The sequence below is a fragment of the Stenotrophomonas testudinis genome (genome assembly GCF_024499815.1).
Classification (GTDB): domain Bacteria; phylum Pseudomonadota; class Gammaproteobacteria; order Xanthomonadales; family Xanthomonadaceae; genus Stenotrophomonas.
This window is the reverse complement of sequence record NZ_JAMOKY010000007.1, coordinates 90,328-115,580: the sequence shown is the minus strand read 5'-3', so window position 1 is coordinate 115,580 and position 25,253 is coordinate 90,328. Positions and strand designations below refer to the sequence as shown.

22 protein-coding genes are annotated in these 25,253 nt (G+C 68.9%); 4 read left to right on the top strand and 18 right to left on the bottom strand.

What is annotated here, in order from left to right; translation table 11 throughout:
- Window positions 1–227: 227 nt before the first annotated feature.
- From NQ204_RS06835 to ttcA, 3 genes are read right to left on the bottom strand one after another with little or no spacing between them, the layout of a single operon-like run.
- A complete protein-coding gene (locus NQ204_RS06835) occupies window positions 228–1,007 on the bottom strand; it encodes a M48 family metallopeptidase (RefSeq protein ID WP_116864804.1) in 780 nt (259 codons plus the stop codon).
- Between the two features lie 59 nt (window positions 1,008–1,066).
- Window positions 1,067–1,972, bottom strand: coding sequence for a recombination-associated protein RdgC (locus NQ204_RS06830; RefSeq protein WP_005411825.1), 906 nt, complete (start codon window positions 1,970–1,972; stop codon window positions 1,067–1,069).
- Between the two features lie 36 nt (window positions 1,973–2,008).
- Window positions 2,009–2,944, bottom strand: a complete 936-nt coding sequence (gene ttcA / locus NQ204_RS06825) for a tRNA 2-thiocytidine(32) synthetase TtcA (RefSeq protein WP_207776498.1) — start codon at window positions 2,942–2,944, stop codon at window positions 2,009–2,011.
- Between the two features lie 92 nt (window positions 2,945–3,036).
- On the opposite strand from ttcA, the gene NQ204_RS06820 reads away from it, so the two are divergent.
- Window positions 3,037–3,240 carry a YdcH family protein gene (locus NQ204_RS06820; protein ID WP_079224582.1) on the top strand — a complete coding sequence of 68 codons (204 nt, stop codon included), beginning with the start codon at window positions 3,037–3,039 and terminating at the stop codon, window positions 3,238–3,240.
- 70 nt (window positions 3,241–3,310) lie between these two features.
- Here NQ204_RS06820 and plsB read toward each other — a convergent pair whose 3' ends face one another.
- From plsB to NQ204_RS06795, 5 genes are all read right to left on the bottom strand, one after another.
- Complete coding sequence (gene plsB / locus NQ204_RS06815) at window positions 3,311–5,947, bottom strand: glycerol-3-phosphate 1-O-acyltransferase PlsB (RefSeq protein WP_116864806.1); 2,637 nt, start codon at window positions 5,945–5,947, stop codon at window positions 3,311–3,313.
- The gene (locus tag NQ204_RS06810) at window positions 5,947–6,900 is read right to left on the bottom strand and encodes a hypothetical protein (protein WP_343238454.1); all 954 of its coding nucleotides are present in this window, start codon (window positions 6,898–6,900) and stop codon (window positions 5,947–5,949) included. Before NQ204_RS06810 ends, plsB begins: the two co-directional genes overlap by 1 nt.
- A gap of 249 nt (window positions 6,901–7,149) precedes the next feature.
- Window positions 7,150–7,974, bottom strand: a complete 825-nt coding sequence (locus tag NQ204_RS06805; RefSeq protein WP_256643420.1) for a S1 family peptidase — start codon at window positions 7,972–7,974, stop codon at window positions 7,150–7,152.
- Between the two features lie 223 nt (window positions 7,975–8,197).
- Window positions 8,198–8,923 carry an orotidine-5'-phosphate decarboxylase gene (gene pyrF / locus NQ204_RS06800; protein ID WP_256643419.1) on the bottom strand — a complete coding sequence of 242 codons (726 nt, stop codon included), beginning with the start codon at window positions 8,921–8,923 and terminating at the stop codon, window positions 8,198–8,200.
- Complete coding sequence (locus NQ204_RS06795) at window positions 8,920–9,843, bottom strand: 5'-nucleotidase, lipoprotein e(P4) family (RefSeq protein ID WP_116864809.1); 924 nt, start codon at window positions 9,841–9,843, stop codon at window positions 8,920–8,922. The genes pyrF and NQ204_RS06795 overlap by 4 nt, the downstream gene beginning before the upstream one ends.
- A 102-nt stretch (window positions 9,844–9,945) precedes the next feature.
- On the opposite strand from NQ204_RS06795, the gene NQ204_RS06790 reads away from it, so the two are divergent.
- Window positions 9,946–10,602 carry a YceH family protein gene (locus NQ204_RS06790; protein ID WP_256643418.1) on the top strand — a complete coding sequence of 219 codons (657 nt, stop codon included), beginning with the start codon at window positions 9,946–9,948 and terminating at the stop codon, window positions 10,600–10,602.
- Window positions 10,603–10,644: 42 nt separating this feature from the next.
- On the opposite strand, the gene NQ204_RS06785 is transcribed toward NQ204_RS06790, so the two are convergent.
- From NQ204_RS06785 to NQ204_RS06775, 3 genes are all read right to left on the bottom strand, one after another.
- Window positions 10,645–11,652 carry a DUF4272 domain-containing protein gene (locus NQ204_RS06785; protein WP_256643417.1) on the bottom strand — a complete coding sequence of 336 codons (1,008 nt, stop codon included), beginning with the start codon at window positions 11,650–11,652 and terminating at the stop codon, window positions 10,645–10,647.
- A gap of 46 nt (window positions 11,653–11,698) precedes the next feature.
- Window positions 11,699–12,235: a GNAT family N-acetyltransferase gene (locus tag NQ204_RS06780; RefSeq protein ID WP_256643416.1), complete on the bottom strand. Its 537-nt coding sequence runs from the start codon at window positions 12,233–12,235 to the stop codon at window positions 11,699–11,701.
- Window positions 12,236–12,570: 335 nt separating this feature from the next.
- The gene (locus tag NQ204_RS06775; protein WP_116864813.1) at window positions 12,571–14,547 is read right to left on the bottom strand and encodes a UvrD-helicase domain-containing protein; all 1,977 of its coding nucleotides are present in this window, start codon (window positions 14,545–14,547) and stop codon (window positions 12,571–12,573) included.
- A gap of 101 nt (window positions 14,548–14,648) precedes the next feature.
- Between NQ204_RS06775 and NQ204_RS06770 the strand changes: the two genes are divergently transcribed.
- A complete protein-coding gene (locus NQ204_RS06770; protein WP_116864814.1) occupies window positions 14,649–15,269 on the top strand; it encodes a thymidine kinase in 621 nt (206 codons plus the stop codon).
- 530 nt (window positions 15,270–15,799) lie between these two features.
- Here the strand turns inward: NQ204_RS06770 and NQ204_RS06765 are convergent.
- The 6 genes from NQ204_RS06765 to NQ204_RS06740 form a co-directional block, all read right to left on the bottom strand.
- Window positions 15,800–17,404 carry an OpgD/OpgG family glucan biosynthesis protein gene (locus tag NQ204_RS06765; protein WP_116865446.1) on the bottom strand — a complete coding sequence of 535 codons (1,605 nt, stop codon included), beginning with the start codon at window positions 17,402–17,404 and terminating at the stop codon, window positions 15,800–15,802.
- 48 nt (window positions 17,405–17,452) lie between these two features.
- A complete protein-coding gene (locus tag NQ204_RS06760; protein WP_256643415.1) occupies window positions 17,453–19,918 on the bottom strand; it encodes a serine/threonine-protein kinase in 2,466 nt (821 codons plus the stop codon).
- A 16-nt stretch (window positions 19,919–19,934) separates the two neighbouring features.
- Window positions 19,935–20,501 carry an ECF-type sigma factor gene (locus tag NQ204_RS06755; protein WP_256643414.1) on the bottom strand — a complete coding sequence of 189 codons (567 nt, stop codon included), beginning with the start codon at window positions 20,499–20,501 and terminating at the stop codon, window positions 19,935–19,937.
- A 68-nt stretch (window positions 20,502–20,569) separates the two neighbouring features.
- Window positions 20,570–21,382: a bifunctional DNA-formamidopyrimidine glycosylase/DNA-(apurinic or apyrimidinic site) lyase gene (mutM, locus tag NQ204_RS06750; protein WP_256643413.1), complete on the bottom strand. Its 813-nt coding sequence runs from the start codon at window positions 21,380–21,382 to the stop codon at window positions 20,570–20,572.
- 75 nt (window positions 21,383–21,457) lie between these two features.
- Window positions 21,458–21,787, bottom strand: coding sequence for an EF-hand domain-containing protein (locus NQ204_RS06745; protein ID WP_256643412.1), 330 nt, complete (start codon window positions 21,785–21,787; stop codon window positions 21,458–21,460).
- The gene (locus NQ204_RS06740) at window positions 21,784–22,986 is read right to left on the bottom strand and encodes a DesA family fatty acid desaturase (RefSeq protein ID WP_256643439.1); all 1,203 of its coding nucleotides are present in this window, start codon (window positions 22,984–22,986) and stop codon (window positions 21,784–21,786) included. Before NQ204_RS06740 ends, NQ204_RS06745 begins: the two co-directional genes overlap by 4 nt.
- Before the next feature lie 189 nt (window positions 22,987–23,175).
- Here NQ204_RS06740 and NQ204_RS06735 point away from each other — a divergent pair, with 189 nt between their 5' ends.
- Entirely contained in the window at window positions 23,176–23,961 is a 786-nt protein-coding gene (locus NQ204_RS06735) for an ABC transporter ATP-binding protein (RefSeq protein WP_256643438.1), read from the top strand.
- 75 nt (window positions 23,962–24,036) lie between these two features.
- On the opposite strand, the gene NQ204_RS06730 is transcribed toward NQ204_RS06735, so the two are convergent.
- Window positions 24,037–25,248, bottom strand: a complete 1,212-nt coding sequence (locus NQ204_RS06730; protein WP_256643411.1) for a DUF4785 family protein — start codon at window positions 25,246–25,248, stop codon at window positions 24,037–24,039.
- Between the last annotated feature and the right edge of the window lie 5 nt (window positions 25,249–25,253).

Genomic DNA, 25,253 nt, shown 5'->3' with positions numbered 1-25,253 from the left:
GGATCCGGAGGGCCCGCTCTTTGTAGAGCCGAGGCCATGCTCGGCTGCTTATCGTCGGGCTGACTGGAAACCCCACGCTTCGCGTGTAAGCCGAGCGTGGGCTCGGCGCTACAGGATCCGGAGCGCCCGCTCTTTGTAGAGCCGAGCCCGTGCTCGGCTGCTCCGCGTCGGGTTGACTGGAAACCCCGCGCTTCGCGCATAAGCCGAGCGTGCGCTCGGCGCTACAGCTACAGCAGCTGGCGGAGCATCGCCTTCAGGCGTCGGCCTTCCAGCTGGAAGTAATCGCGCTGTTCGCGCCACGCGGGGAAACGCTGCTCCACTTCCTGCCAGAACGCAGGCGAGTGGTTGGCCTGGATCAGGTGGCAGAGCTCGTGCACCAGCACGTATTCGAAGGCCTCCGGGCGGCCCAGCACCAGGGCCAGGTCCAGCGCCATGCTGCCGTCGGGGGCCAGCGAGCCCCATTGCGACGACATCACTTTCAGCCGCACCCGGCTGGGCGCGCGCGGCAGGCCGGGCAGGTACTTCGGCAGCCAGCGGCCGACGTCGGCGCGGGTCTGTGCTTCGAAGAATTCACGCAGCAGGCGGCGCAGGGTGGCGTCGCCGGCACGGGTGGGCCACTGCACGCAGGCGCCGTGCTCGTCGATCTCCAGGCGTGCGAAGCGGCCTTCCTGCCAGCGCACCGGCAGCAGCTCGCCACGCAGCGGCAGCATGCCCTCCTCGCCCGGCTGCAGCGGTGCCGGCAGGCCGTTGTCCTGGTAGACGCGCAGCTGCAGCGCCAACCAGTCGCGGTGCTGTTCGAGGAAACGCTCGCCCATCACCAGGCTGGCCCGCGGCGGCAACGTCAGGCGTGCGCCGCGCTCATCCACGCTCAGCTTGATGCGCCGCGCGCGCGGATCGCGCACACGCAGCACCTCGATCTCGGCATCGTCCAGGCGCAGGCGGACGGTGTCGCGCTGCACGGTGGCGGGCGGGGTCGGGCTGATCAGGCGGCGCAGCAGGCGGCTCATGTGCCCAGCATAGCGCTGCGCGGGGCCGCTGGATGACCAGCGGCCCGCGCAGTGCGTGTTCAGTCAGCCTTGCTGAGCTTGAAGGCTTCTTCCAGAAGCAGGAACAGCCGACGGATCTCGGCACTCTGCAGGGCGAAGCGGGCGTCGAACTCGGCGCGGCGGCCGTCTTCGTCGGCATGCTCCAGCTGGTCCAGGGCGCCGTCGAGGAACTTCAGCTTGCGCACGATCAGGTCGTCGCCGATGACGAAGGACAGGTTGTCCTCGAAGATCAGCGCCAGCTTGGTCACCTGCTTGCCGGCGTCCAGATGCTTGTCGATCTCGTCGCAGCGCAGTTCCTGGTGCTGGCACTTGACCACCGCGCCGCCCTCCACCGGGTCCTTCATCTCGCACTCTTCGCCCAGGCTCAGGCCGGTCGGCAGCGGCTCGCCGGCGATCCAGCCGGTCAGGATCGAGCGCGGCGCGACTTCGGCGTTCAGCGGCATCGCCGGGAAGCTGCCGAGCAGGCCGCGGATGTCGGACATGAAGTACTCGCCGGTCTTGCGGCTGGAGGTGTCCACCGCGACATAGCCGTGCTGCAGATCAATGAAGGCATCGTTGCGCGAGGACTTCACGAAGGCGCGCGGCAGCAGTTCATGCAGCAGGTCGTCCTTCATGCGCTTGCGCTCGCGGCCACCGGGGCGGCGGCCTTCCTTCTCCTCGATCTCCTCCAGCTTGCGCTCAAGCAGGTCGTTGACGACCGCCGCCGGCAGGATCTTGTCCTCGCCGCCCACGGTCAGCCACAGGTGTTCGGCGATGCGGTGCGACAGCAGCTCCTTCTCCTCGCGGCCGAAGGGCGAGATGAAGCCACGCGAATTCATTTCCAGCGCACCGACCGGCTTGAGCAGGGCGTGCGGCAGGAGGGTGTCCACTTCGGAGAAATCGGTGGTGGTCGGGAAACGGAAGAACGTCAGGTTGCGAAAGAACATGGAATTCCGGATGGCGAAGAGGAAGGGCGTCCCACCTTAAGCGGCGGGCGTCTCGGGAGCTGCGTCGGTGTCGGCCGGCGAACCGGCCAGCCAGGCATGGGCATCGGACAAGGGTGCCTCGTCGCGACGGCCCAGCGCCATGAAATCGAACAGACTGGCATCGGCCAGCTGCGAGGGGTGGATCTGGCCCATGGCCCGGGCGATCTGGTCGATGCGGCCGGGATGGTCCTTTTCCCACTGCTGGAGCATCAGCCCGACCTGGCGGCGTTGCAGGTTTTCCTGGCTGCCACACAGGTTGCACGGGATGATCGGGAAATCACGTACCTGGGCGTACGCGACGATGTCGCGCTCGCGTACGTAGGCCAGTGGACGGATGACCACGTGGCGGCCGTCGTCGCTGCGCAGTTTCGGCGGCATGCCCGACAGCTTGGCGTGGTGGAACAGGTTCATGAAGAAGGTGGCCACCATGTCGTCGCGGTGATGGCCCAGCGCGATGCGGGTGAAGCCGTGCTTCTCGGCATGGTTGTACAGCGCGCCGCGGCGCAGGCGCGAGCACAGCGAACACATCGTGCGGCCTTCCGGGATGACCCGGCTGACCACCGAATAGGTGTCCTGCTCGATGATCTGGTACGCCACGCCCAGGCTGGCCAGGTACTCGGGCAGCACGTGTCCGGGGAAGCCGGGCTGCTTCTGGTCCAGGTTCACCGCGACCAGCTCGAACGGCACCGGGGCCCTCTTCTGCAGCTGCAGCAGGATGTCCAGCAGGGTGTAACTGTCCTTGCCGCCGGACAGGCAGACCATCACCTTGTCGCCGGCCTCGATCATGCCGTAATCGGCAATGGCCTGGCCGACCTGGCGGCGCAGGCGCCTGGCCAGCGGCTGCTCCCCACGCAGGTGGTCCGCGCGCGGGCCCACGCGCGGTGCGGCGGGCGCACGCGGCAGGGGATCGGGCAGGGAAATCACGGCGCTCATGGTTGCCATTCTAGCGGCTTGGGGCCGGCGCCGGCCGCGGCGCGGGGTCCCCCTCTCCCGATGGTCATCGGCGCTGTGTATGCTCGGAGGCTGTGGATACCTACAGCCCCGCCGAGATCGTCGAACGCCTCGTCGCCCTGCGCGCCGAACACCGCGTGCTGGATGAACAGATCACCCGGATGGCCGCCAATGGCGAGGATGAGCTGGAGTCGAAACGTCTGAAGCGGCGCAAGCTGCAGTTGAAGGACTGCATCGCGAAGCTGGAGAGCCTGCAGATTCCGGACGAGCCGGCGTAGGCCCCATCCACGCATGGCGTGGATCTATTGCTTCGTCCCGGTATTCGCCGGGCATGGCCCGGCGCTACCTTCATGCCTGTGGCGTCGGCTCGTCGGGGCGCGCCGCTTCCGGGCTGACGCGCTCGATGGTGTGGCGCAGTTCGCGGCCGAGGATGAACTTGGCGTCCTTGGCCCAACTGTCCAGGCGGTCGTCGAACAGCAGCTTGCTGTTCTCGTCCGGCCACACCAGGCGCAGCTCGCGCAGCTTCTGGATGAAGCCACGGAACAGCGACTTGTCGAAGAACTCCGGCGCGGCCGGCGCGTACAGCAGGCTGAGGCGCTGCGCGGCCTGCTGGCACAGGCTCTCCAGCTCGGCGGTACCCAACGTGCCGGGGCCGTTCTTCACCAGCACCGAAATGGCGATGTAGTAACGCTCGAACGCCTGCTGCAGCGAATGGCCGATGGCACGCAGGCGGAACACCTCGTCTGTCTGCCCGGTATTGCGGGTCAGCATGCCGCCGTCATCGTCGGCAACCTGCTGCAGCAGGCCTTCGCGGATGAACACGTCGATGGTCTGCTCGATGCGCTGGGCGAACTCGTCCTCGCTCCACGGCAGGAACAGCTCGGCCTGCAGGAACGGGTACACGGTGCGGCCCAGGCGGACCAGGCCGGCACGGCTCATGCGGCGGTTGTTCTGGAAGCAGCAAGCCACCCAGGACGAAGCGGTGAACAGGTGCACCACGTTGTTGCGGAAGTAGCTGAGCAGTACCGCGGTATCGCCACTGACGCTGAGCACGTCGCCCAGCGGGTGCTTGATGCGGGTGAGGACGTTGATTTCCTCGGCGTGGGCGATGATGCGCTCCGGCGAGTGCGGGGTCACCGTCACCCGGCCCGAATACGGCATTTCTTCCAGCAGGGTCTTGCACAGCTCGATCTGCGCGATCAGGTCGGCCTCGCCCATCGCGTGCTTGGGCGTGGACAGCAGCGCCAGCGCCAGCAGGTTGATCGGGTTGACGTCGGCGGCGCCATTGATGCGCACCTGGATGCGGTCGGCCAGGGTATCGACGGTAGTCGACAGCCACGACGGCTTCTCGTCCTCCGGCACCGCCTCGCCGTTCCACTCCGGCGCCTTCTCGGCCAGCACGTCGTTCAGGGCGATCGGCTCACCGAAGTTCACCACCACCTGGCCGTAGTTCTGCTTGAGCACCTTGGGGATGCCCCACAGCAGCGACCAGATCGATTCCTTCTCCTTCGGCCGCCCGGACAGTTCGTCCAGGTAGCTGCCACCTTCCATCAGCTTCTCGTAGCCGATGTAGATGGGCTGGAACAGCACCGGCTTGCGCGGCTGGCGCAGGAACGCGCGCAGGGTCATCGAGATCATGCCGCCCTTGGGCTGCAGCAGGCGCCCGGTGCGTGAACGGCCACCTTCGACGAAGTACTCGATGGAATAGCCACCGGCCACCAGCTGCGCGACGTATTCGCTGAGCACGGCCGAGTACAGCGCGTTGCCACGGATCGAGCGGCGGATGAAGAACGCACCGCCCTTGCGCAGCAGGGTGCCGACCACGGGCAGGTTCAGGTTGATGCCAGCCACGATGTGCGGCGGCACGATGCCACGGTCGTACAGCAGGTAGGACAGCAGCAGGTAGTCCATGTGGCTGCGGTGGCTGGGCACGTAGACCACTTCGTGGCCCGGCGCGGCGGCCTTGAACTTGTCCAGGTGGTGCACCAGCACGCCGGCGTAGATGCGGTTCCACACGTGGCTGAGCATGAAGCTGGCCGAACGCACCACCGGGCTGGAATAGTCGGCGGCGATTTCCCAGGCGTAGGCGTGCGCCTTCTTCCAGGCATCGGCCGGCTTGGAGTTGTCGCGCTTGGCCTGCGCGGCGATCGCCTCGCGCACCGGTTCGGCGGCCAGCACCTGGTCCACCAGCAGGCGGCGGGTAGACAGGTCGGGGCCGATGACCGATTCACGGATGCGGCGGAAATGGGTACGCAGCACGCGCTGCAGCTTGCGCACGGTGCGCTCGGGCTCCAGGCCCTCGTCCACGGTGCTGCGCAGCGAGATCGGAGGAGCAAAACGCACGATGGTGCTGCGGCCGTTCAGCAGCAGGCCCAGCAGGCGGCGGAAGCGGCCGACCAGCGCCCAGTTTTCCGAGAACAGCACGGCGAACCAGCCGCTCTGCTTGTCCGGCGCGCGGCCGACGAAGATCGACACCGGCACCAGGTGCACGTCCAGGTCGTCGCGCACGCGGTGCGCCTGCAGGACCTTGGCCAGCGAATCGGAATGGGTCTTGGCGCCCCGCTGCTCGGGGATCAGCGAATTGCTGGAGCTGCGCCGCGACAGCGCCAGGTAGGCGCGCTTGCGGCCGGTCGGGTCACCGGCCAGCGGCACCAGCGGCGAGGGCAGGCCGGCCTGGCGGCAGGCCTTGTCCAGGATCAGCGCGTTGGACAGGCCGTAGTCTTCCAGCACGTACACGACCGGGCGGCCGTCGTTGTACTGGCCCGGGTCCTCCGGCTCGATCTTCAGCGCCAGCCACGGCTCGACCAGGCGGCCCAGCAGGCGCGCCCAGAAGGGGCGACGTCCAGCGGGACGGGCGTGCGCGGGCGGCAGCACCGGATTGGAGCCGGTACCGGTCGAGGGAGACGCCGCGGCCGGATCGGCGGGCGTCTGCTGGGGTTCTTCGCCGGGGAACGGCAGCGGGTTCTGTTTCGACATCGGCGCCATTATGGCTTAGGCGGCGTGGTTGCCGCTTCCCCGCCGGCGGCGGGGGCCTCTGCGGGCTCCGGCGCGGCGGCCGCGCGGGCCGCATCGGCCTTGCGCAGCAGGGCATCGGTGTCGGCCAGGGTGCGGGTCAGGTACCAGTGGCCTTCGCGCCGGCTCAGCGGCAGCTGCAGCTGCAGGGTGCGCCCGGCCAGTTCGTATTCCATGCGGACCAGGGCGTTGTCGCCTTCCACCGAGAGCAGCTCCCCGCGCAGGCTGCGCAGGGCGTCGTCCACGCCCAGCCCGTAACTGGCCAGGACGGCCTTGACGGTGTGCAGGAACGGCGCCAGCTGCTGCAGGCTGCCTTCCATGCCGGCCGCGCGCAGACCGTCCTCGTTGTCGAAGCCGACCTTGGCGGCGGCCTCGACCAGCGCGGCGATGCTGCTGCGGGCGCGGGCCCGGTCGCTGATCGGCGCGCCCTGCGCCCAGCCGGCCAGGGTTTCCACCAGGACGATGTAATGCGTCTGCTGGCTGGGGGTGTAGCCCTTCTGGTGGCGCAGGTACTGCACGCCGAAGTTGCCCATCGACTGCGCCGCCTGGCGCACCGCGCTGGCCTGGCCGGCCAGCTGGCGGTCGAAGCTGCGCTGCAGCTGGGCGGCGGCCTGCGGCTCGCGCAGCGCGGCCAGCATCGGCAGCATCTGGTCACCCAGCGGCAGTTCGCCCAGCGGCCACTGGCTGTGGCCGTCGGTCCAAGCCTGCTGCAGCCGCTGGTACTGGCCCGGCGGCACCGACAGGCGCGCGTAGCCGACCAGGTCATCCTCGACCAGTCGCTGGGCCATGGCCTGCACCGCCGCTACCGGCTCGGCCGCCGGCTTGGCCGGGTCGCTGCCGGATTGGCGGCACGCCGCCACCGCCAGCAGCACCATGGCTGCCAGCCCCCATCCACGCGCGGACCTTCCTCGCACTGCCAGGCTCATGCAATCGGACTCCCCGTACCGGCCCGCATCTTGCGGCCTGCAAGGTGACAGCGGCAACCCTTGCCGCCAGTGAGGGGTCAAAAAAAGAGCCCGGATCATAGGGATCGCAGGCTCTTCAAACCGGCCCGAGGCCAGTGGACAGTTGTGGCACATCTCCGGCCCAGGGACCGGATGGCGGCGATGCTACGCCGCCTCCGAAGTTAAGGCAATACGTCATGTAACCTGACTTAAATGTTTGATTTTATTGAATCAATCCTTCTGCCAGACCGCTTCAATGAAATCTACGGCATGTTTTTCGGCGATTCGGGCATAAACACCGGGGTAGCCGGCCAGCGCGCAGCCCTCGCCCCAGCTGACGACACCGAACTGGGTCCAGCCCTCGTGCAGGCGCAGCAGCAGCGGCCCACCGGAATCGCCCTGGCAGCTGTCGATGCCTTCGCGGCCCGCGCAGATGACCTTGCCGCGTGCCAGCTCGCCCGCGTACGCCTGCTGGCACTCGGCGAAGGGCACGAACGGGGTCTGCACCGTGTGCAGCTGGGTGGGATAGACCCTCCCGTCAGTAATATCGGTGTCGCCCCAGCCGATCACCGTGAACTCCCGGCCCGGCTTGAGATAGCTGGCATCGGGTCGCAACCGGAGCGCCACCGGCTGCGCATCGGCCAACGGCGCACTCAGGTGGATCAGGGCGACGTCATGCTCCAGCGAATTGCCGCTGTTGAACGCTGGATGGACATGGATGGCCTTGACGTTGGATGCGCGTGCCGACGGTTCGGTGGACAACGCGGTGACGCCGCCCAGCACGGCGAGATCAGCGGGGCGATCGCCCTCCACGCAGTGCGAGGCCGTCAGCACCCAGGAGGGCGAAATCAGCGTGGCGCCACACCAGTGGCGACCGTGGTCACTGTCACCGTAGGACAAGCGCTGGATGCTGATCATGAACGGGTAGTCGCCCGGCTTCGCAGCCTCGCCGCCGATGATGCGCGGTGCTTCGCGCGGCTGGGGTGCCGCCGCAGCGGGAAAGACGATGGCAGCGGCCAGCAGGCCGCCGAACAACAAAGAGGTGCTGCGATACATATCCGTGTATTCCTCTATCAATCAATGGTTGGAACCGGCACGGCCGCGGTCCGTGCTGGCGTATCGATTGATAGAGGGCGAACCATGTGCACAGCGCGATACCGCGCACAGTTTTCCCGGCTGGGGTCGGGTGCGTCAGGGCAACAGGCACAAGTGCGAACGCCATCCCGCATTCGGCGGGATGGCGTTCGTGGTACCGGCGTGACCGCCGTCGGAGTGGGGCTCAGCGTGCAGCCAGAGCCGACGCGATTTCCTGCTGGATGGCCCGCGCGGCCGCCTGCGGATCGGCGGCCAGGCGGATCGGACGGCCGACCACGATGGCATCGGCGCCATCGGCGAAGGCCTGGGCCACGCCGACGGTACGCTTCTGGTCATCGCCGACCGGGCCACCTGGACGGATGCCCGGGCAGACGATCGAGAACCCGGCGCCGGTGGCGGCGCGGATCGGGCCGGCTTCCTGGCCGGAGGCGATCACGCCGTCGATGCCGGCGGCCTGGGCGGCCAGCGCGCGCTCGACCACCACGTCCACCGGCTCGCGGTCGATGCCCATCTGCGCCAGGTCCGGGCGCCCCATCGAGGTCAGCACGGTCACCGCCAGCAGGCGCATGTCGCTGCTGTTGGCGGCCGCGCAGGCCTCCATCATCGCCGGGTGCCAGCCATGGATGGTGGCGTAGCTGACCGGCCACTGCGACAGGCGCTTGATCACCGCCGCAGCGGTGGCCGGGATGTCGAAGAACTTCAGGTCGACAAACACGCGCTTGTCGCGGCGGGCCAGCTCGTCCAGCACCTGGAAATAGTCGCCGGAGGCGAGCAGTTCCATGCCGATCTTGTAGAACGCCACGCTGTCGCCCAGGCGATCGACCCACTCCAGCGCCTGCACGCGGTCAGGCACGTCCAGGGCGAAGATCAGCCGTTCGTCATCGCGCAGCGGCAGCGGTGCGCGGCTCACGGTGCGTAATCCAGCGCAGCGCGCTTGGCGTCGTGGCGGGCCTGGCGCGACTGGGTGTAGTCGTTGTTGAACTGGGCCGGCTCGAAACCGCCGTAGGTCGGGTTCGGCAGCATCCACCAGCGCTCGCCGAACCAGTCGTGGTACTGCTGCAACAGCGCATCGCGGCCTTCGTTGGTGTTGGCGGTCACTTCCACGAAGTCACCCATCTGGTCACCGAACTGCATCAGCACGCGGTACTGCTGGCCAGCCAGGCGGCGGCGGCAGTTCTTCTCGCTGCCGTTCTGCTCGCAGTCCTTGACCACGGTGCCCAGGCCGAGGAACACGCTGTCGTCGGCCACCGGCAGGCCCTGCTCGCGCAGGTTGGCCAGGGTCGCGTCCTTCAGGTGCACGGCGCGGTTGGAGATGTACAGCAGGGTCACGCCCTTGGCGTTGGCGGCCTTGGCGAAATCAACCACGCCGGGGATGGCCTTGGCCTTCTTCTCGGCCACCCACTGGTCCCAGGTCAGCTCGTCGTATTCCTTGCCGTCGCGCACCAGGCGCGCCTGGTAGGGGGAGTTGTCGAGCACGGTTTCATCCACGTCCAGCACCACGGCCGGCTTCAGGCCCTTGGCCGCGTTACCGCGTTCTTCCGGCACCAGCGCGTCCCAGTGGGCTTCCTTCAGCGCGGCGTCCAGGTGGTCGGCGGCGGCGCGGTAGGTCTGCTCGGTGATCGCCTTGTACTCCTGCGCGCGCTGCATCCACAGCACGGCATTGAGGTTGTCGTTGGCGGTCGCATCACGCGCACCGTCGGCCTTGACGGCCGCAGCCGGGGCGTCGGGGGCGGGGGCCTCGGCGGCAGGCGCATCGACGCGCTTGCAGGCGGACAGGCCGATCGCCGCAGTGGCGAGCAGGGTCAGGGACAGGGAAACGGGACGACGCATCAGGATTCACCGGCAATCAGATATACCCGGCCATTTTACCGGCAAAGATGACCGTGGCACGGCTATGCTTCGGGGTTGACCCGTTGCCTTGCGGAGGCCGCCATGACCGATCCCGTCCAGACCCCCGACGTCCCCCTGCTCGATGCCGTCCAGGCCCGCCTGCTGGGCTGCCTGGTGGAAAAGGAGGCGACCACCCCGGACACCTACCCGCTGACGGTCAATGCCGCGCAGTCGGCGGCCAACCAGAAGACCGCCCGCGAGCCGGTGATGAACGTAGACGCCGGCAGCGTGCAGCACGCCCTGCGCCAGCTGGAGACGCTGGGCCTGGCGCGCCAGCACTTCTCCTCGCGCGCCGACCGCTACGAGCACCGCCTGCAGGGCGCGCTGGACCTGACCCGGCAGCAGACCGTGCTGCTGGCGATGCTGCTGCTACGCGGCCCGCAGACCCTGAGCGAGCTGGTCACCCGCAGCGAGCGCCTGTACCGCTTCGCCGATGTGGACGAAGCCCGCCACGCCATCGAGCGCCTGCAGCAGCGCGCCCTGCTGGTGGTGCTGCCGCGCGCCAGCGGCCAGCGCGAGGACCGCTACATGCACCTGCTGTGCGGTGAGGTGGACGGTGCGGCGCTGGCCGCGAAGTACGCCAGCAGCGGAGGTGGCGGCAGCGAAGCGGCCGACCCCGGCCTGGCCGAGCGCGTGGCCCAGCTGGAAGCAGCGGTGGCCGAGCTGCAGGCCCAGCTGGCAGAACTGCGCGGCGGTTGAGGGGCAGGTGCCGGCCGTTGGCCGGCACGATGCCATGTGAACTCAGGTCGGCGTATCGACGTCGTCCCAGTCGGCCTGTTCAAAGCAGAACAACCAGTTCAGCGCGTAATGGCGCTCGTAGATCACGCCGCCCACCAGTGCACCCGGCAGCGGCGCACCCTGGCGTTGGGCCTCACGTGCGGCCCAGTGCAGGCGGTAGTGCAGATCCAGCGCATCCAGCAGCACGGCGGTATCGCGCAGGATCGCAGGGACGCTGCCACTGTCAGCCGCCTGCAGCAGGGCGCCGACCACATCCGGCACCGCACAGGTCGCCTGCGGCCACGGCAGCGCCTCGGACAGCCCCAGCGCCCACAGCAGCACGGCCAGACTCTCGTAGCGCCAGGCGAATGGCAGCGCAGCCTCGGCGTCGCCGTGCGCGATGAAGGCGGCCTCGGCCGGGCTCAGGGCCTCCGGCAGCGCCGGCAGACGCTCGGCCAGTTCGGCCAGGCTCAACGGTGGTTCACCGGACTGCAGGGCCTCGGCGCGGAGCGCGCAGGCCAGCAGCGCCTGAGCCCTGGCCCAGACCTGGGCAGGTTTGCGCAGCTGTGCCTCGGCCGCACCCAGCACAGGTGGCAATGACGGCGGGACACGCAGCTCGTGGGCCTGCAGCTGCTGTTGGCTGCGCGCACGGCGCTGCCCGGCATCGGCGGGATACGGCACCTGCGCCTGCGGATCGGGCGCTTCACCCAACAGCACCCTGCCGGCCGGATCGCGCACGCTGCCATCTTCCAGGAAGCACACCGCATTGGCCTGCAGCAGCCAGGGCTGCAGCGCCTCAAGATCAGCCTCGGCCAGCTCGAACAGATAGTGCTGGCGCACGCGCTGCACGTGCCGCATCAGGTGATAGCGCGCGGCGGTCATCTGCCCGTCGCCATGGCCCAGCACGTAGTTGACGAAGCCGCCGAGGTGCGGCGCCAGCGTGGGGTCATCAAGACCACGGACGGAGGCACTGCCGGCCTGTGGTGGCGGTGCCAGCACCGGGCCGAGAGTGGAATACGCGTTGATCAGCATCGAAGCATCCGTGCAGGAAAACAGATCTGCACCATACCCCACCGGATCATGCTGGCTGTTGAACCGCCGCCGCCCCCGGCGTGGCGTACAGCCGGCTCGCGCTGTCCACGTTCGGCAGCTGGATCACGCCGCGTTGGTGCATGCCCAGCCCCAGCAGGATCCGCCCGGAGGCCACGTTGTCCAGGTCGGTGATACCGTACAGATCTTCGATGTCCAGCTGCGAGCGCGCATGCGTGAACACCGCCCGCGCCGCCTCGCTGGCATAGCCCTGCCCCGCGAATTCGGACAGCACCGCATAGCCGATATCCGGCCCCGGCAGGCCATCACGCCGCACCAGGCCGGCGTTGCCCAGCCACGCGCCATCGGCGAGCCGCTCGATCGCGTACATGCCGAAGCCGTTCAACGCATAGCTGTGCAGCACCCGCAGCGCGATGTACTCCCGCGCCTGCTCCTCGCTGCGCACGTTGCGGTCACCGATGAAGCGCATGAAGCCGGGATCATTGAGCAGCGCCAGCATCGGCAGCGCATCCCGATCCGGCTCGATGCGGCGCAGCCGCAGGCGTTCGCTTTCGATGGGATGCACGCGCAGACCTCCAGCCGAAACCCCGATTCTGCCTCAACGCCCGGCTGTTGATTTTGATTTTCTCTGCATTGCCGTGGCAGGAGGCGCCTGGAATCCGTCAGAGGCCGGTCGGAGTGGGTTCGCGGGGGTATCCGCGCCATGGATGGCGCGGCCAAGCCCCCAGGGGTGAGGGCGCTTTGCTTGCGAAGTACTGCTTCGCAAGCGCCCGAACGCACAGCCGCCAGCGGCTGGGCCGGTCTGTGGGTTCACGGCGTCCCCCGCGAGCCCACCCCGAGCGGCCACACCGCGCACCCCACGCGCGCTCCACCACGGATGGGCGGCGCCGTTGGAGCGCCTTAGTCGAACAGCGCCTCGATCGCCGCCAACCCCGCCGTCGCGCGCTCCTTCTTCCGCGCCGCATCGGCCACCGGGTCCGCGCCATCGCGCTGGATCTCCTCGGCCGGAATCTCCTCGAAGAAACGGCTCGGCTTCAACCGCACATGCTCGCCGAACTTGCGCGTCAGCTTGCTGTAGCTCATCCACAGCTGGATCTTCGCGCGGGTGATGCCCACGTACAGCAGGCGCCGCTCTTCCTGCAGGTTGCCTTCGTCCAGGCTGACCTGGTGCGGCAGCACGCCGTCCTCGCAGCCGACGATGAAGACATAGGGGAATTCCAGGCCCTTGGACGCATGCATGGTCATCATGCGTACCTGGTTGCCGCCCTCGTCCTTGTCGCTGCGCGAGAGCAGCGCCAGCTGGCCAGCCAGGTCGGCCGCAGTGGCACCGCGCGGGCCGCCCTCGAACCACTGCGCCAGTTCCTCGATGTTGTTCGCACGGCGCTGGTAGCTGGCCTCTTCCTTGGCCTGCTGGCGCAGCTCGCTGAGCAGGCCCGATTCCTTGGCGACCTTGCGGATCATGTCGCCGGAGGTGATCTGCCGGGTCTGCGCGCGCAGGTCACGCAGGATGTCGGTGAAGCGCGCCAGGCTGTTGGCCGCACGCGGCGGCAGCTGCTGCAGCGCGCCGATCGACTCGGCGGCATGCGCCATCGGGATGTCTTTTTCCTGTGCCAGCTCGGCCAGCTTGGCCAGCGTGCCGGCGCCGACATCGCGCTTGGGCGACTGCACCGCACGCATGAACGCGGTGTCGTCGTCCGGGTTCACCAGCAGCCGCAGCCAGGCCAGCGTGTCCTTCACTTCCTGGCGTTCCAGGAACATGGTACCGCCGGTCAGATGGTAGGGAATGCGCAGCAGCTGCATCGCCTTTTCCAGCGGGCGCGACTGGAAGTTGCCGCGGAACAGGATGCAGAAATCACTCCACGGCACATTGCGCGACTGCGCCACGAAGGCGATCTCGGCGGCGACCTTTTCCGCTTCGTGTTCGCTGTTGCGGCATTCCCACACGCGGATGCGTTCGCCGTCGGCCTGGTCACTCCACAGCTTCTTCAGGTGCTCATGCGGATTGTTGGCGATCAGCGCATTGGCCGCGCGCAGCACGCGGTTGGAGCAGCGGTAGTTCTGCTCCAGCTTGATGATTTCCAGCGTGGGGTAATCGCGCCCCATCTGCTGCAGGTTTTCGGGGTTGGCGCCGCGCCAGGCGTAGATCGACTGATCGTCATCGCCCACGCAGGTGAAGTTGCCCTTGTCACCGGCCAGCTGCTTGAGCAGCCGGTACTGCGCGTCGTTGGTGTCCTGGCATTCGTCCACCAGCAGGTAGCCGATGCGCTCACGCCAGGCCAGCGCGATCTCCGGATTCTCCTCCAGGATCTGCACCGGCAAACGGATCAGGTCATCGAAGTCGACCGCGTTGAACGCCGTCAGGCGCAGCTGGTAACGCTCGTAGACACTGGCCGCTTCCTTCTCGCGGTTGCTGCGCGCGGCGGCCATCGCCTGTTCGGGCGACAGGCCGGCGTTCTTCGCGCGCGACACCAGGTTCTTCATGTCCTCGATGTCGTCGGGCTTGGCGCCGGACATCAGGTCCTTGATCTGCGCAGCGGCATCATCGGCATCGAAGATCGAGAAGCCGCGCTTCAGGCCAACGGCGGCGTGTTCGATCTGCAGGAACTTCAGGCCCAGGGCGTGGAAGGTGCAGATGGTCACCTCGTCGGCGTCCTGCTCGCGCAGGCGCTTGGCCACGCGCTCGCGCATCTCCTTGGCCGACTTGTTGGTGAAGGTGATCGCCGCGATGCGGCGCGCGGGATAGCGCCCACAGCCGATCAGGTGGGCGATCTTCTCGACGATCACGCGCGTCTTGCCACTGCCCGCACCGGCGAGCACCAGCAGGGGGCCCTCGATGTGCAGAACGGCGGCGGCTTGGGGAGGATTGAGACCGTGCATTGGAGGGGGATTGTAGCGGGCCCGGGTGACGGCCACAGCCGCCGGCCGGTGGGGATGCTGAACGGCTTCGGCGTGCCGGGGCAGCGGCGTACAATCGGCCGATGGCCAAGCTCTATTTCTACTATTCGGCGATGAACGCCGGCAAGACCACCACCCTGCTGCAGAGCGCGCACAACTACCGCGAGCGCGGCATGCGGGTGGCGATCCTGACCCCACGCCTGGACGATCGTGCCGGTGCCGGCGTGGTCGCTTCGCGCATCGGCCTGCGCGCCGAGGGCATGGCCTTCGACCGCGACAGCGACCTGCAGCGTTGGGTGGCCCAGGACCTGGCCGACAACGGCCCGATGGGCTGCGTGCTGGTGGACGAGGCGCAGTTCCTGACCCGCGCGCAGGTCTGGCAGCTGAGCGAGGTGGTCGACCAGCTGCGCATTCCGGTGCTGTGCTACGGCCTGCGCACCGATTTCCGCGGCGAGCTGTTCGAGGGCAGCCAGTACCTGCTGGCCTGGGCCGATGAGATGCAGGAGATCAAGACGATCTGCCACAGCGGCAAGAAGGCGACGATGACGGTGCGCGTGGATGAGCACGGCCACGCGGTGCAGGACGGCCCGCAGGTGGAGATCGGCGGCAACGAACGCTACGTGTCGGTCAGCCGTGCCGAGTTCAAGAAGATCACCCGTGGTGAAGGGCGGATCGACCCGGCGCAGGCGCCCCTGCCTCTGTAGGTGGTGGTTCTTTTGCAGGGCTTGCAGCCCTGCACCTGCTGCAAGCCGGAGCAACGGCAACGGCCGAAGCAGCAGCAACAGCGGGCATTCCGTGGGATGGCGTGGCACTGTGGGTTTGCGGGGACGCCGTAAACCCGTCCATGGGGGCTTGGTCGCCGCATCCATGCGGCTCACACCCCGCAAACCCACAGTGCTACGCCTTCGACAGGTTCACTCGGCTGTGGGTAACGGCGGTTATTGGTACGCGCGGCTGTTGGTAGGTGTCGACCTTGGTCGACACGATTTTTCTGTCAGATATCGATATTCAAATGGGGTCACAGCCCGTGCTCCGACAGATCGCGCAAAACTGTCGAAGGCGGGGTGGGTCCGGTTGAGGGGGCGTGAGCGCCATGGATGGCGCGACCGAGGCTACATGGACGTATTTACGCTGTCCCCCGCAACCGGACCCACCCCGCCATCCCGCGGAATGCCCGCTTTTGACGTTGACGTTGACGTCAGCAGGTGCAGGGCTGCAAGCCCTGCCCCCCCTCTTAGTACAGCGTGCGCTCCGGCGCGCCCGCCGGCGGCGGGGTGTACTGGTACAGCCAGGTCTCGGTGAGCGGCTTGCCACCACTGCGCAGGTACAGGCGGATGTCGATCTGCTCGGTACTGCCCTCCGGCGGCACCAGGTCGAACATCGCGCGGTAGCCCTTGATCTCGCGCAGCGGCCGCGCCGACACGATCTCCACCCGGCCGCGGCTGGCTTCCACCACCGCCTCCACCTCGCCCTTGTCGATCAGGCTGGCCAGCTCGCCGCCTTCGAAATCCACCGCGAAGCGCCAGCTGAAGTACTCGCGCTTCTTGCCCACCACGCCACCGAGGCCAGTGTGGGTCGCCACGCAGTGCGCCAGCGGCGTGCGTGCGGGCGGCTCTGCGCCCCAGAACAGGCGGTAGCCCACCAGCAGCTCCTGGCCGGGCTGCGGCTTTTCCTTCGGGTTCCAGAACGCCACGATGTTGTCGAAGGTCTCGTCCACGGTGGGAATCTCCACCAGCTGCACCGAGCCATCGCCCCACTCGCCCTTCGGTTCCACCCACAGGCACGGGCGCTTCTCGTAGAACACGCCGTCATCCTGGTAATGGTCGAAATTGCGGTCACGCTGCAGCAGGCCGAAGCCGCGCGGGTTGTGATCGACGAACATGTTGAAGCGCAGGTTGCGCGGGTTCACCAGCGGTCGCCAGATCCATTCGCCGGCACCGGTCCACATCGACAGGCCATCGGTGTCGTGGATTTCCGGACGCCAGTCCCAGCCCATGCGGCGGTCGTTCTCGCCCACCTGGTACATGCTGGTGCATGGGGCGATGCCCAGGCGTTCGATGGCCTTGCGCGGGTAAAGCGCGCTGTCGATATCCATCAGCAGCACCTCGCCATTGGTGATGGCGAAGCGGTAGGCGCCAGCCGCGCTGGGCGAATCGAGCAGGCCGTAGACCACGATCGTGTCCGAGTCGGCCGAAGGCTGCTCCAGGTAGTAGGCGATGAAATCCGGGAATTCCTCCGGCTTGCCCATGCCGGTATCGATGGCCAGCGCGCGTGCGGACTGGCCGTACTGCCCTTCCTTGCCGACGGCGCGGAAGTAGCTGGCACCGAGGAAGGCGGCGAAGTCTCGGTCGGTGTCCTTGCGGGTGTTCAGGCGGAAACCGGCGAAGCCCAAGTCCGCCGGCAGCTCGCCGTTCTTCAGACCGCTCTTGCCGTAGTTGAACGCCGCACCGTCGTAGGCCAGTTCCTGCGCCTTGCCATCGACCACGTCGAACATCCGCACCGGCGAATGAAAGTACAGGCCCAGGTGGAAGAACTTCGCCTGGAACTTGCCGGGCTGGTCGGCCCACAGGGCATGGTCCTGGCGGTAGCCAATCGACTGGTACTGGTCCCAGTCCAAGGCTTCCAGCGGCTTGGGCAGCACCCGCTTGTGGCTCTGGTAGGGCGCCTGCGCCAGCGCGCGGGCCTGGCCCTTCAGGGTGGCGAAATCGAACGGCTGCGGCTGGCCGAGCCGGCGCAGGCCGAGCTGTCCACTCTTCCCGGCTGCGCAGGCCGGCAGGGTCGGCAGGCCGAAGGCGGCCAGGGCCAGGGAGGCATTGCGGAGGAAGTCGCGTCGTTGCATGCAGGCGCGGAAGCAAGGGGAAGGTCGGCCATCATAGGCAGACAAACGTTAACGGGCAGCGGAGGGCTGTACGGCCGGTTCAGCCTGCGCCAGCGCGGCCAGCCGCGCATCCAGCTCGCGCAGGGCCGGGGCCTGTGCCCCGCGCTGGGCCAGCAGCAGCTGGCGTGCTTCGGCCAGCGCAGCATGTGCTGCGGCCGGCCGCCCGGCCTGCTGCAGCGCGCCTGCCTGCGCCAGCAGCGCCTGCGGCAGCAGGGCCATATGGTCGGGCTGGCGCCAGATCGCCACCGCCCGCGCGTAGTGCCTGGCCGCCAGGGCAGCATCGCCGTGATCGCCGGCCCACTGCCCCAGCGCGAACTCGCCTTGGCCTACCTCGCGGTGGGCCGGGCCCAGCGCGGCCAACAGCTGCGCCTGTACCTGCTGCAGTTCCTGTCCGGCGTGCTGGCCCTGCCCGCGCTGCAGGGCCAGCATCGCGCGCGCGCGGCGCACCACCAGCGCCTCGGGATGGCGCGGGCCCCAGGCATCCTGTGCCGCCTGCCAGGCCAGCTCCAGTTCGGTGGCGGACGCCTCGGTCTGGCCCTGCCGTGCGAGCACCTCGCCCAGCTGGCGGTGCAGGCCGATCACCTGCGGGCTGCGGCCATCGGCCGGCTGGTCCAGCAGCGCCAGTGCCTGCTGGTAGCCGGCCAGCGCCGCAGCCAGGTGCCCGGCGCCGGCATCCAGCCCGGCGAGGTCGGCCAGCGACTCGGCGCGGCCAAAGCGCCGGCCGATGCCCTGGTGGCGCAGGGCGAGCGCTTGTTCGAACGAGGCACGCGCGGCGTCCGCGTTGCCCAGCTGCGCCTGGCAGCGGCCCAGCTGGCTGTGGAATTCGGCCACCGTGGCCGGCAACGCATCGGCCTCGCGGGCCGCCAACGGCTGCAGCGGTTGCAGGTGCGCCAGGCAATCGCGGTCACGACCGAGCATGCGCAGCGCGCGACCACGCTGGGTCACCGCTTCCAGCTGCAGGGCGGGTGGCACGTCGTCAACCTGCTGCAGCAGCCGGCGCTGCTGGTCCAGGGTCTGCAGCGCCAGCTGGTAATCACCCAGGCCGATCCGCAGGCGGCCGATCACCCCCTCCAGCTCGGCCAGCGCCAGTGGCTGGTCGGCCAGTTCGGCCTCGCCACGCTGTTGCCCGGTGGCCAGCAGCTGCGGCACGTCGAAATGGCCGTGGCGTTCGCTGGCGGCCTTGTCGAACAGACTGACGGTGAAATCCTGCATGGCCTGCGCGCGGGCCATTTCCACCTGCGCCTGGCGCGCCTGCCACAGCGCGATGGAGGTGGTGCCGAGCAGGGCCAGCACCGCCACCGAGGCCAGCGCCACGCCCCAGCGGTGGCGGCCGATGTACTTGTTCACGCGGTAGCCCACGCCCGGCGGCCGGGCCTGGATCGGCCGGCCCTGCAGGTAGTGCCGCAGGTCGCAGGCCAGGGCCTCGGCCGAGGCGTAGCGCTGCGCGGGATCCTTCTGCAGGGCCTTTTCCAGCAGCACGTCGAGGTCACCGCGCAGCTGCCGGGCCTGACGCTGCAGCGCGCGCCGCGCGGCGCCTGGCTGGTCGGCCAGCCGCAGCAGCAATGACGATGCACGCGGCACCTGCACGTCGAGGATCGAGCGCTCCCATTCGGCATCGCTGTGCCTGCGCAGGCGGTAGGGCTTGTGCCCGGTCACCACTTCAAACAGCACTACGCCCAGCGAATAGACATCGGTGAGGGTGGTGACCGCCTCGCCGCGTACCTGTTCCGGCGCGGCGTAGTGCAGGGTGAAGGCGCGTACTTCGGTGGGCGGGTGGGTGGCATCGGCGGCGTCGTGGTCGAGCAGCGCGGCGATGCCGAAATCCAGCAGCTTCACCGTGCCGTCGGCGCGGACCAGGATGTTGGAAGGCTTGAGGTCGCGGTGCACCACCAGGTTGGCATGGGCATGGCTGACCACCGCGCAGACCTGCAGCATCAGCTGCAGGCGCGTTTCCAGCGACGGTTCCAGGCGTCGGCAGTAATCGCTGATCGGCTCGCCTTCCACGTAGTCCAGAGCCAGGTAAGGCTGGCCCTGCTGGTCCACGCCGGCATCCAGCAGCTGGGCCAGGTGCGGGTGCTGCAGCCGGGCTAGGATCTGCCGTTCGCGGCCGAAGCGCTGGCGCAGCCCGGGATCGGCCACGCCGCTGCGCAGCAGCTTCAGCGCCACCTGGCGCTGGTACAGGCCATCACAGCGCTCGGCCAGCCAGACCTCGCCCATGCCGCCCTCGCCCAACGGGCTCAGCAGGCGGTAGGGCCCCACCTGGCTGCCCGCGCGCCCGGGTGGCGCCGCGGTCCACAGCGGCTGGGCCATGAATTCCTGGCTGTCGGCCTCCTGCAGCAGCAGGTGTTCCAGGTCGCGGCCCAGGGTCGGGTCGTGCTCGGCCAGGCGCTGCAGGCGCAGCTGCCGTGCCTCCGGGGCCAGCTCCAGCAGCTGGTCCAGCCAGGACGACAGTAGCTGCCAGCGCGCGGCATCCATGGTCGGCCTGCGCGCCTCAGTCGCCGCGCATCGCCGCCAGCAGGAACAGCCGCGCCTTATGCCAGTCACGGCGGATGCTGCGCTCCGAGCGCTGGCTGAGTTCGGCGATCTCCTGTTCGGACAGGCCGGCGAAATAGCGCAGCTCGACCACCCGTGCCAGGTGCGCATCGACAGCCTGCAGTCGCTCCAGGGCCACGTCCAGGGCCAGCAGGTCCTCGTCCAGGCGCACGCCGCTGCTGCTGTTCTCGGGAATCTCGGCCACCCGTTTCAGGTCACCGCCGCGCTTGCGCGCCAGCCGGTTGCGCGCGTAGTCGACCACTACGCTGCGCATGGCCGAGGCGGCATAGGCGAAGAAATGCGCGCGATCCTCGAAGCGCGCCGCGCCGCGGCTGCCGAGCAGTTTCAGGTAGGACTCATGCACCAGCGAGGTGGCGTCCAGGGTACGTCCCTGCTGGCCGGCCAACTGGCGCCGGGCCATGCCGTGCAGCTCCTGGTACAGCGTGGTAAGCACGCGGTCCAGCGCCGTGCGGTCACCGCCGCGCGCGGCATCCAGCCAGACGGTGATATCCGGTCCTTCGTCCATCGCAACGTCCCCCCGCAGCGGATGCTGAGCGGACTATAACGCTGCCGGAGTGCGCTGCATGAAGAGATTCAGCGCTGGCAGCGGCTGCACCACACGCTGGCGCGCTGGCCGATCATCGCGTGCTTGAGCGGGCGACCGCACTGCGGGCACGGCAGGCCGTCGCGGCCGTAGACCAGCAGCTCCTGCTCGAAGTAGCCCGGGGCGCCATCGGGGCTGATGAAATCGCGCAGGGTGGTGCCGCCGCGGGTGATGGCGTAGCCGAGGGTGTCCTTCACTTCGCGGGCCAGGCGCCGGTAGCGTTCGCGCGAGATCTTGCCGGCCTCGCGCAGCGGGCTGATGCCAGCCTTGAACAGGCTTTCGGCGGCGTAGATGTTGCCCACCCCGACCACCACCGCCTGGTCCATCAGGAAGGCTTTCACCGGTGCGCTGCGGCCACGGCTGCGCTCGAACAGGTAATCGCCGTCGAAGGCCTCGTCCAGCGGCTCCGGGCCCAGCCCCTGCAGCAGCGGGTGCACCTCGCCGGCCGGCTGCCAGAGCAGGCTGCCAAAGCGGCGCGGGTCGTTGAAACGCAGCAGGCGGCCGTTGTCCAGGCTGATGTCCACGTGGTCGTGGGTGCGCAGCGGGGTGTCACCCGGCAGCACGCGCAGGCTGCCCGACATGCCCAGGTGCAGCACGGCGCTGCCCACGGCGGTATCCAGCAGCAGGTACTTGGCCCGCCGGCGCACCGCGCCGATGCGCTGTCCCGGCAGCAGATCGGCCACTTCCGGTGGAATCGGCCAGCGCAGGTCGGCGCGGCGCAGGATCACGCCATGGACGCGGCGGCCTTCCAGATGCGGCGCCAGGCCGCGGCGGGTGGTTTCTACTTCGGGCAGTTCAGGCATGGGCTGATTCTACGCCGGGCCACGCGAAGCCGCCGGGCATGGCCCGGCGCTACCGGCGATCGCGGAACTGTAGATTCAGCGCGGCGGCGCAGAAAGTTCACGTGCATCCAGGTAGCCATCGCCGTTGGCATCCTGCTTGTGGAAGCGCTGCATGATCACCTGGCGCTGCTGTTCGCGGGTGATCGGCCTGCCTTTGCCACCGGGCAGTTCGTCGGCGGTCAGCACGCCGTCGCCGTTGCGGTCCATGTGGTCAAAGGCATACAGCATCCACTGCACGTACTCGGCTTCGCTGACCTTGCCATCACCGTCGCTGTCCATGCGCTGCAGGTAGGTGGCAGTGTCGGTGACCTGCGCGGAGGCGGCCAGCGGCAGCAGGCACAGCAGCGGGACCAGCAGCTGCCTCATGCGCCCACCAGGGTGTAGCCCTTCAACCGTGCGGCGTAGGCCTGCAGGGCGGCGATCCCGCTTTCCTCGGCCTCGTGGCACCATGCCTGCAGGTGGCGCAGGCGCTCGGCGGCATCATGGCCGCGGGCTTCCAGCAGCGCGGCCAGGCGCGCGCGGTACTCGACCAGGGTGCGGATGCGCGGGCGCTGCGCGACCCATTCGCTGAGCTGCGCGCGGCTGTCCGGCTGCAGCCAGCGGCCATCGTTGACCAGGCCCCGGCGCAGGCGGCGCGGCAGCAGGCGGCGCAGCTTGGCCCCGGCCTGTGTGGCTTCTTCGCGCAGGGCCGGCATGAACACGTTGCGCTGGTAATCGGTCATTGCCTGGAAGCGGTGCGACAGCAGCGCCTTCAGGGTCTCGGCATCGGGCACGGCGATGTTCGGGCGCACGTCCATGGCCGGCGCCACCCGCAGCACCTTGGCCAGGCGCAGCGCCTGCAGCAGGCGGATCGCGCTCCAGCCGATGTCGAACTCCCAGCGGCGCATCGCAAAGCGCGCCGAACTGGGGAAAGCATGGTGGTTGTTGTGCAGTTCCTCGCCACCGATCCAGAACGCCCACGGCGTCAGGTTGGTGGAGGTGTCGGCCGACTCGTAGTTGCGGTAGCCCCACCAGTGGCCCAGGCCGTTGACCACGCCCGCCGCCCAGAACGGAATCCAGGCCATCTGGATCGCCCACAGGGCCACGCCGGGCAGGCCGAACAACACGCTGTTGATGACCAGCAGCAGCACCGGGCCGAGGGTGGCGTGCGGCGTGTAGAGGTGGCGCTCGATGGCATCGTCCGGCGTGCCGCGGCCGTACTGTTCGATGTCCGCACGCATGCCGCGGGCTTCGCGGTACAGCTCCACGCCATGCCAGAACACCTTGCCGATGCCGCGGGTGACCGGGCTGTGCGGGTCGTCCTCGGTTTCCACCTTGGCGTGGTGCTTGCGGTGGATGGCCACCCACTCGCGGGTGATCATCGAGGTGGTCAGCCACAGCCAGAAGCGGAAGACATGCGCGACCGCTGGATGGAAATCGACCCCGCGATGGGCCTGGCTGCGGTGCAGGTACAAGGTGACCGAGAAGATGGTGAGCTGGGTGAACACCAGCAGCACCGCCAGCATGGCCCAGCCGTCCAGGCCGAGCACGCCACCGGTAAGCAGGGAGATCAGGGCATCGGGCATGGCGGCACTCCAGATCGACGCGGGGATGGCAGACATGATGGGCGCTTAAGTTGCAAACTGCACCCTCGCGGCGGTGTTCGTGCACCGTCATGAAGTGGCACCGTTCACAGTTGGGGACCTGAGTTGTCGAGCCTTGATCCGCGCGCCCATGCCGTTACCACTGCCCCGTCCACCGGGGCGCTGCCCCCGCTGATCGAACTGGACCAGGCCAGCGTGGTGCGCGGACAGGTGAAGGTCCTGCACGGGCTCAGCCTGCGCGTCGCCCAGGGCCAGCACACCGCGCTGCTGGGCCCGAACGGCTGCGGCAAGTCGACCTTCATCAAGCTGATCACGCGCGAGCTGTACCCGCTGGCCCAGGCCGACGGGCGGGTCGCGGTGAAGGTGCTGGGGCAGAACCGCTGGCAGGTTGATCGGCTGCGCTCGCAGCTGGGCATCGTCACCGGCGACCTCAGCAGCAACCTGTCCGACATGCCGGGCCTGACCGTGGAACAGGCGGTGCTGTCGGGCTTCTTCGCCAGCTATGTGGTGCCGGCGTTCCGCGAAGTGACGGCGGACATGCGGGCACGGGTGGGCGAGACGCTGGCGATGACCGGCGCACTGGCCCTGCGCGAGCGTGCGTATGCCGAACTGTCGGCCGGCGAGACCCGCCGCGTGCTGATCGCCCGCGCCCTGGTCAACCGGCCGCAGGCGTTGCTGCTGGACGAGCCGTCCACCGGCCTGGACCTGGTGGCGCGGCAGCAGCTGGTGGCGACCATGCGCGTGCTGGCCCAGCAGGGCATCACCCTGGTGCTGGTCACCCACCACATCGAGGAAGTGATTCCCGAGATCGAGCGGGTGGTGCTGCTGCGCGATGGCCGCGTGCTGGCCGATGGCACCCGCGAGGAACTGCTGCGCGACGAGCCGCTGTCGGCGGTGTTTGGTGGTGCGATCAGCGTGGTGGAACAGAATGGGGTCTTGACCGCGTACGCGGGTTGATCGACAGCCGAGCATGGGCTCGGCTCTACATCATGCAACGCGGCGGGCCGGTGTATCCGGCCCGCCACGTTCTGCTCAGAACCGCAGCGCCAGCGCGCGCGATTCGATCGGCGCCATCCGGCTCTGGTCCTGCAGCTGCAGGTCACGCAGCTCATACGGTGCGCCGAAGCCGGCCGGCAGCGCGGCCTGGTCGAACGGCAGCACCAGCACGCCACGGCCGGCACCTTCGAACCACGCCGCCGCATGCGCCTGTGCCACCGGCTTCAGCTGGCCGTCGGTGCCGGTGGCGTACAGCGTGCCGCGCGCTTCGTAACGACCCGCGGCGGCCACCTGCAGCGGCAGGCTCACTTGGCGGCTGGCCGCATCGGGCGTGGCCTGGCCGCTGAAGCGAGCCGTCGGCTGCGCCACCGCGAAGGCCACCTTGCCATCGCGCAGCACGCCGTCGGCCTGGGCGAACACCTGCAGTTCCCACAGCCCCTGCACCGTGCTGGCCTCCGCCGGAATGCGCACCTGCGCGCGCAGGCTGCCATCAGTGGTGCGCAGCAGGCGTTGCGGCCAGCTGCGGCCATCCGGTGCCACCAGCAGGGCTTCACCGCCCAGGCTGCCGCGGCGCGTGGCCAGCTTCGCGGTACTGGCACCATCCTCCAGCAGTCGTGCCTGCAGCTGCACGCTGCCGCCGGCCAGTACCTGCGCTTGGTTGACCTGCACCTCCAGCCGCACCGGGCTGTTGGGTTCCAGCACCTGCACCACATAGCGGCCCTGCGCCTGCGCGCTCTGCAGCCGGTAGGCGCCCACTGCGCTGCTGACACCGGTGCGCAGCATGCTGCTGCCATCGTTTACCGCCATGCCCGCAGCCTGCAGCTGCCGCGCATCGACGCTGCGCGCGACGCTGGTGCGGCCGGCCGCATCGCGTACCTGCAGGGCGTCGGCGGGCAGCGCGCGGGCACCGGCGCCCGGGCTGACCTGGATCACCGCATCCGGTGCGCTCAGCGGCAGGTCCAGCCCGCGTTGCAGTTCGGCGGCGTCGACCTGTTGCCAGTAGCTGCGGCTGACCGCCGCGTAGGCGCCCGGTGCCTGCAGCGGCTGCGCCGGGTCGAGCGCCCAGGCGAAGGCCAGCGGCACGCGTTCGCTGTCATCGGCCGGCAGCGGCGCGGCCACCAGTGACGCGGGCACCTGGTCACCGGCAGCGGCGGCACGCAGCGCCTGCGCGGCATGTACCGGCGCGGCGGCCAGTGCGGCCAGTACGGCCAGTACGGCCGCGGCCAGCAGGGTGGAATGGATCTTCATGGTCA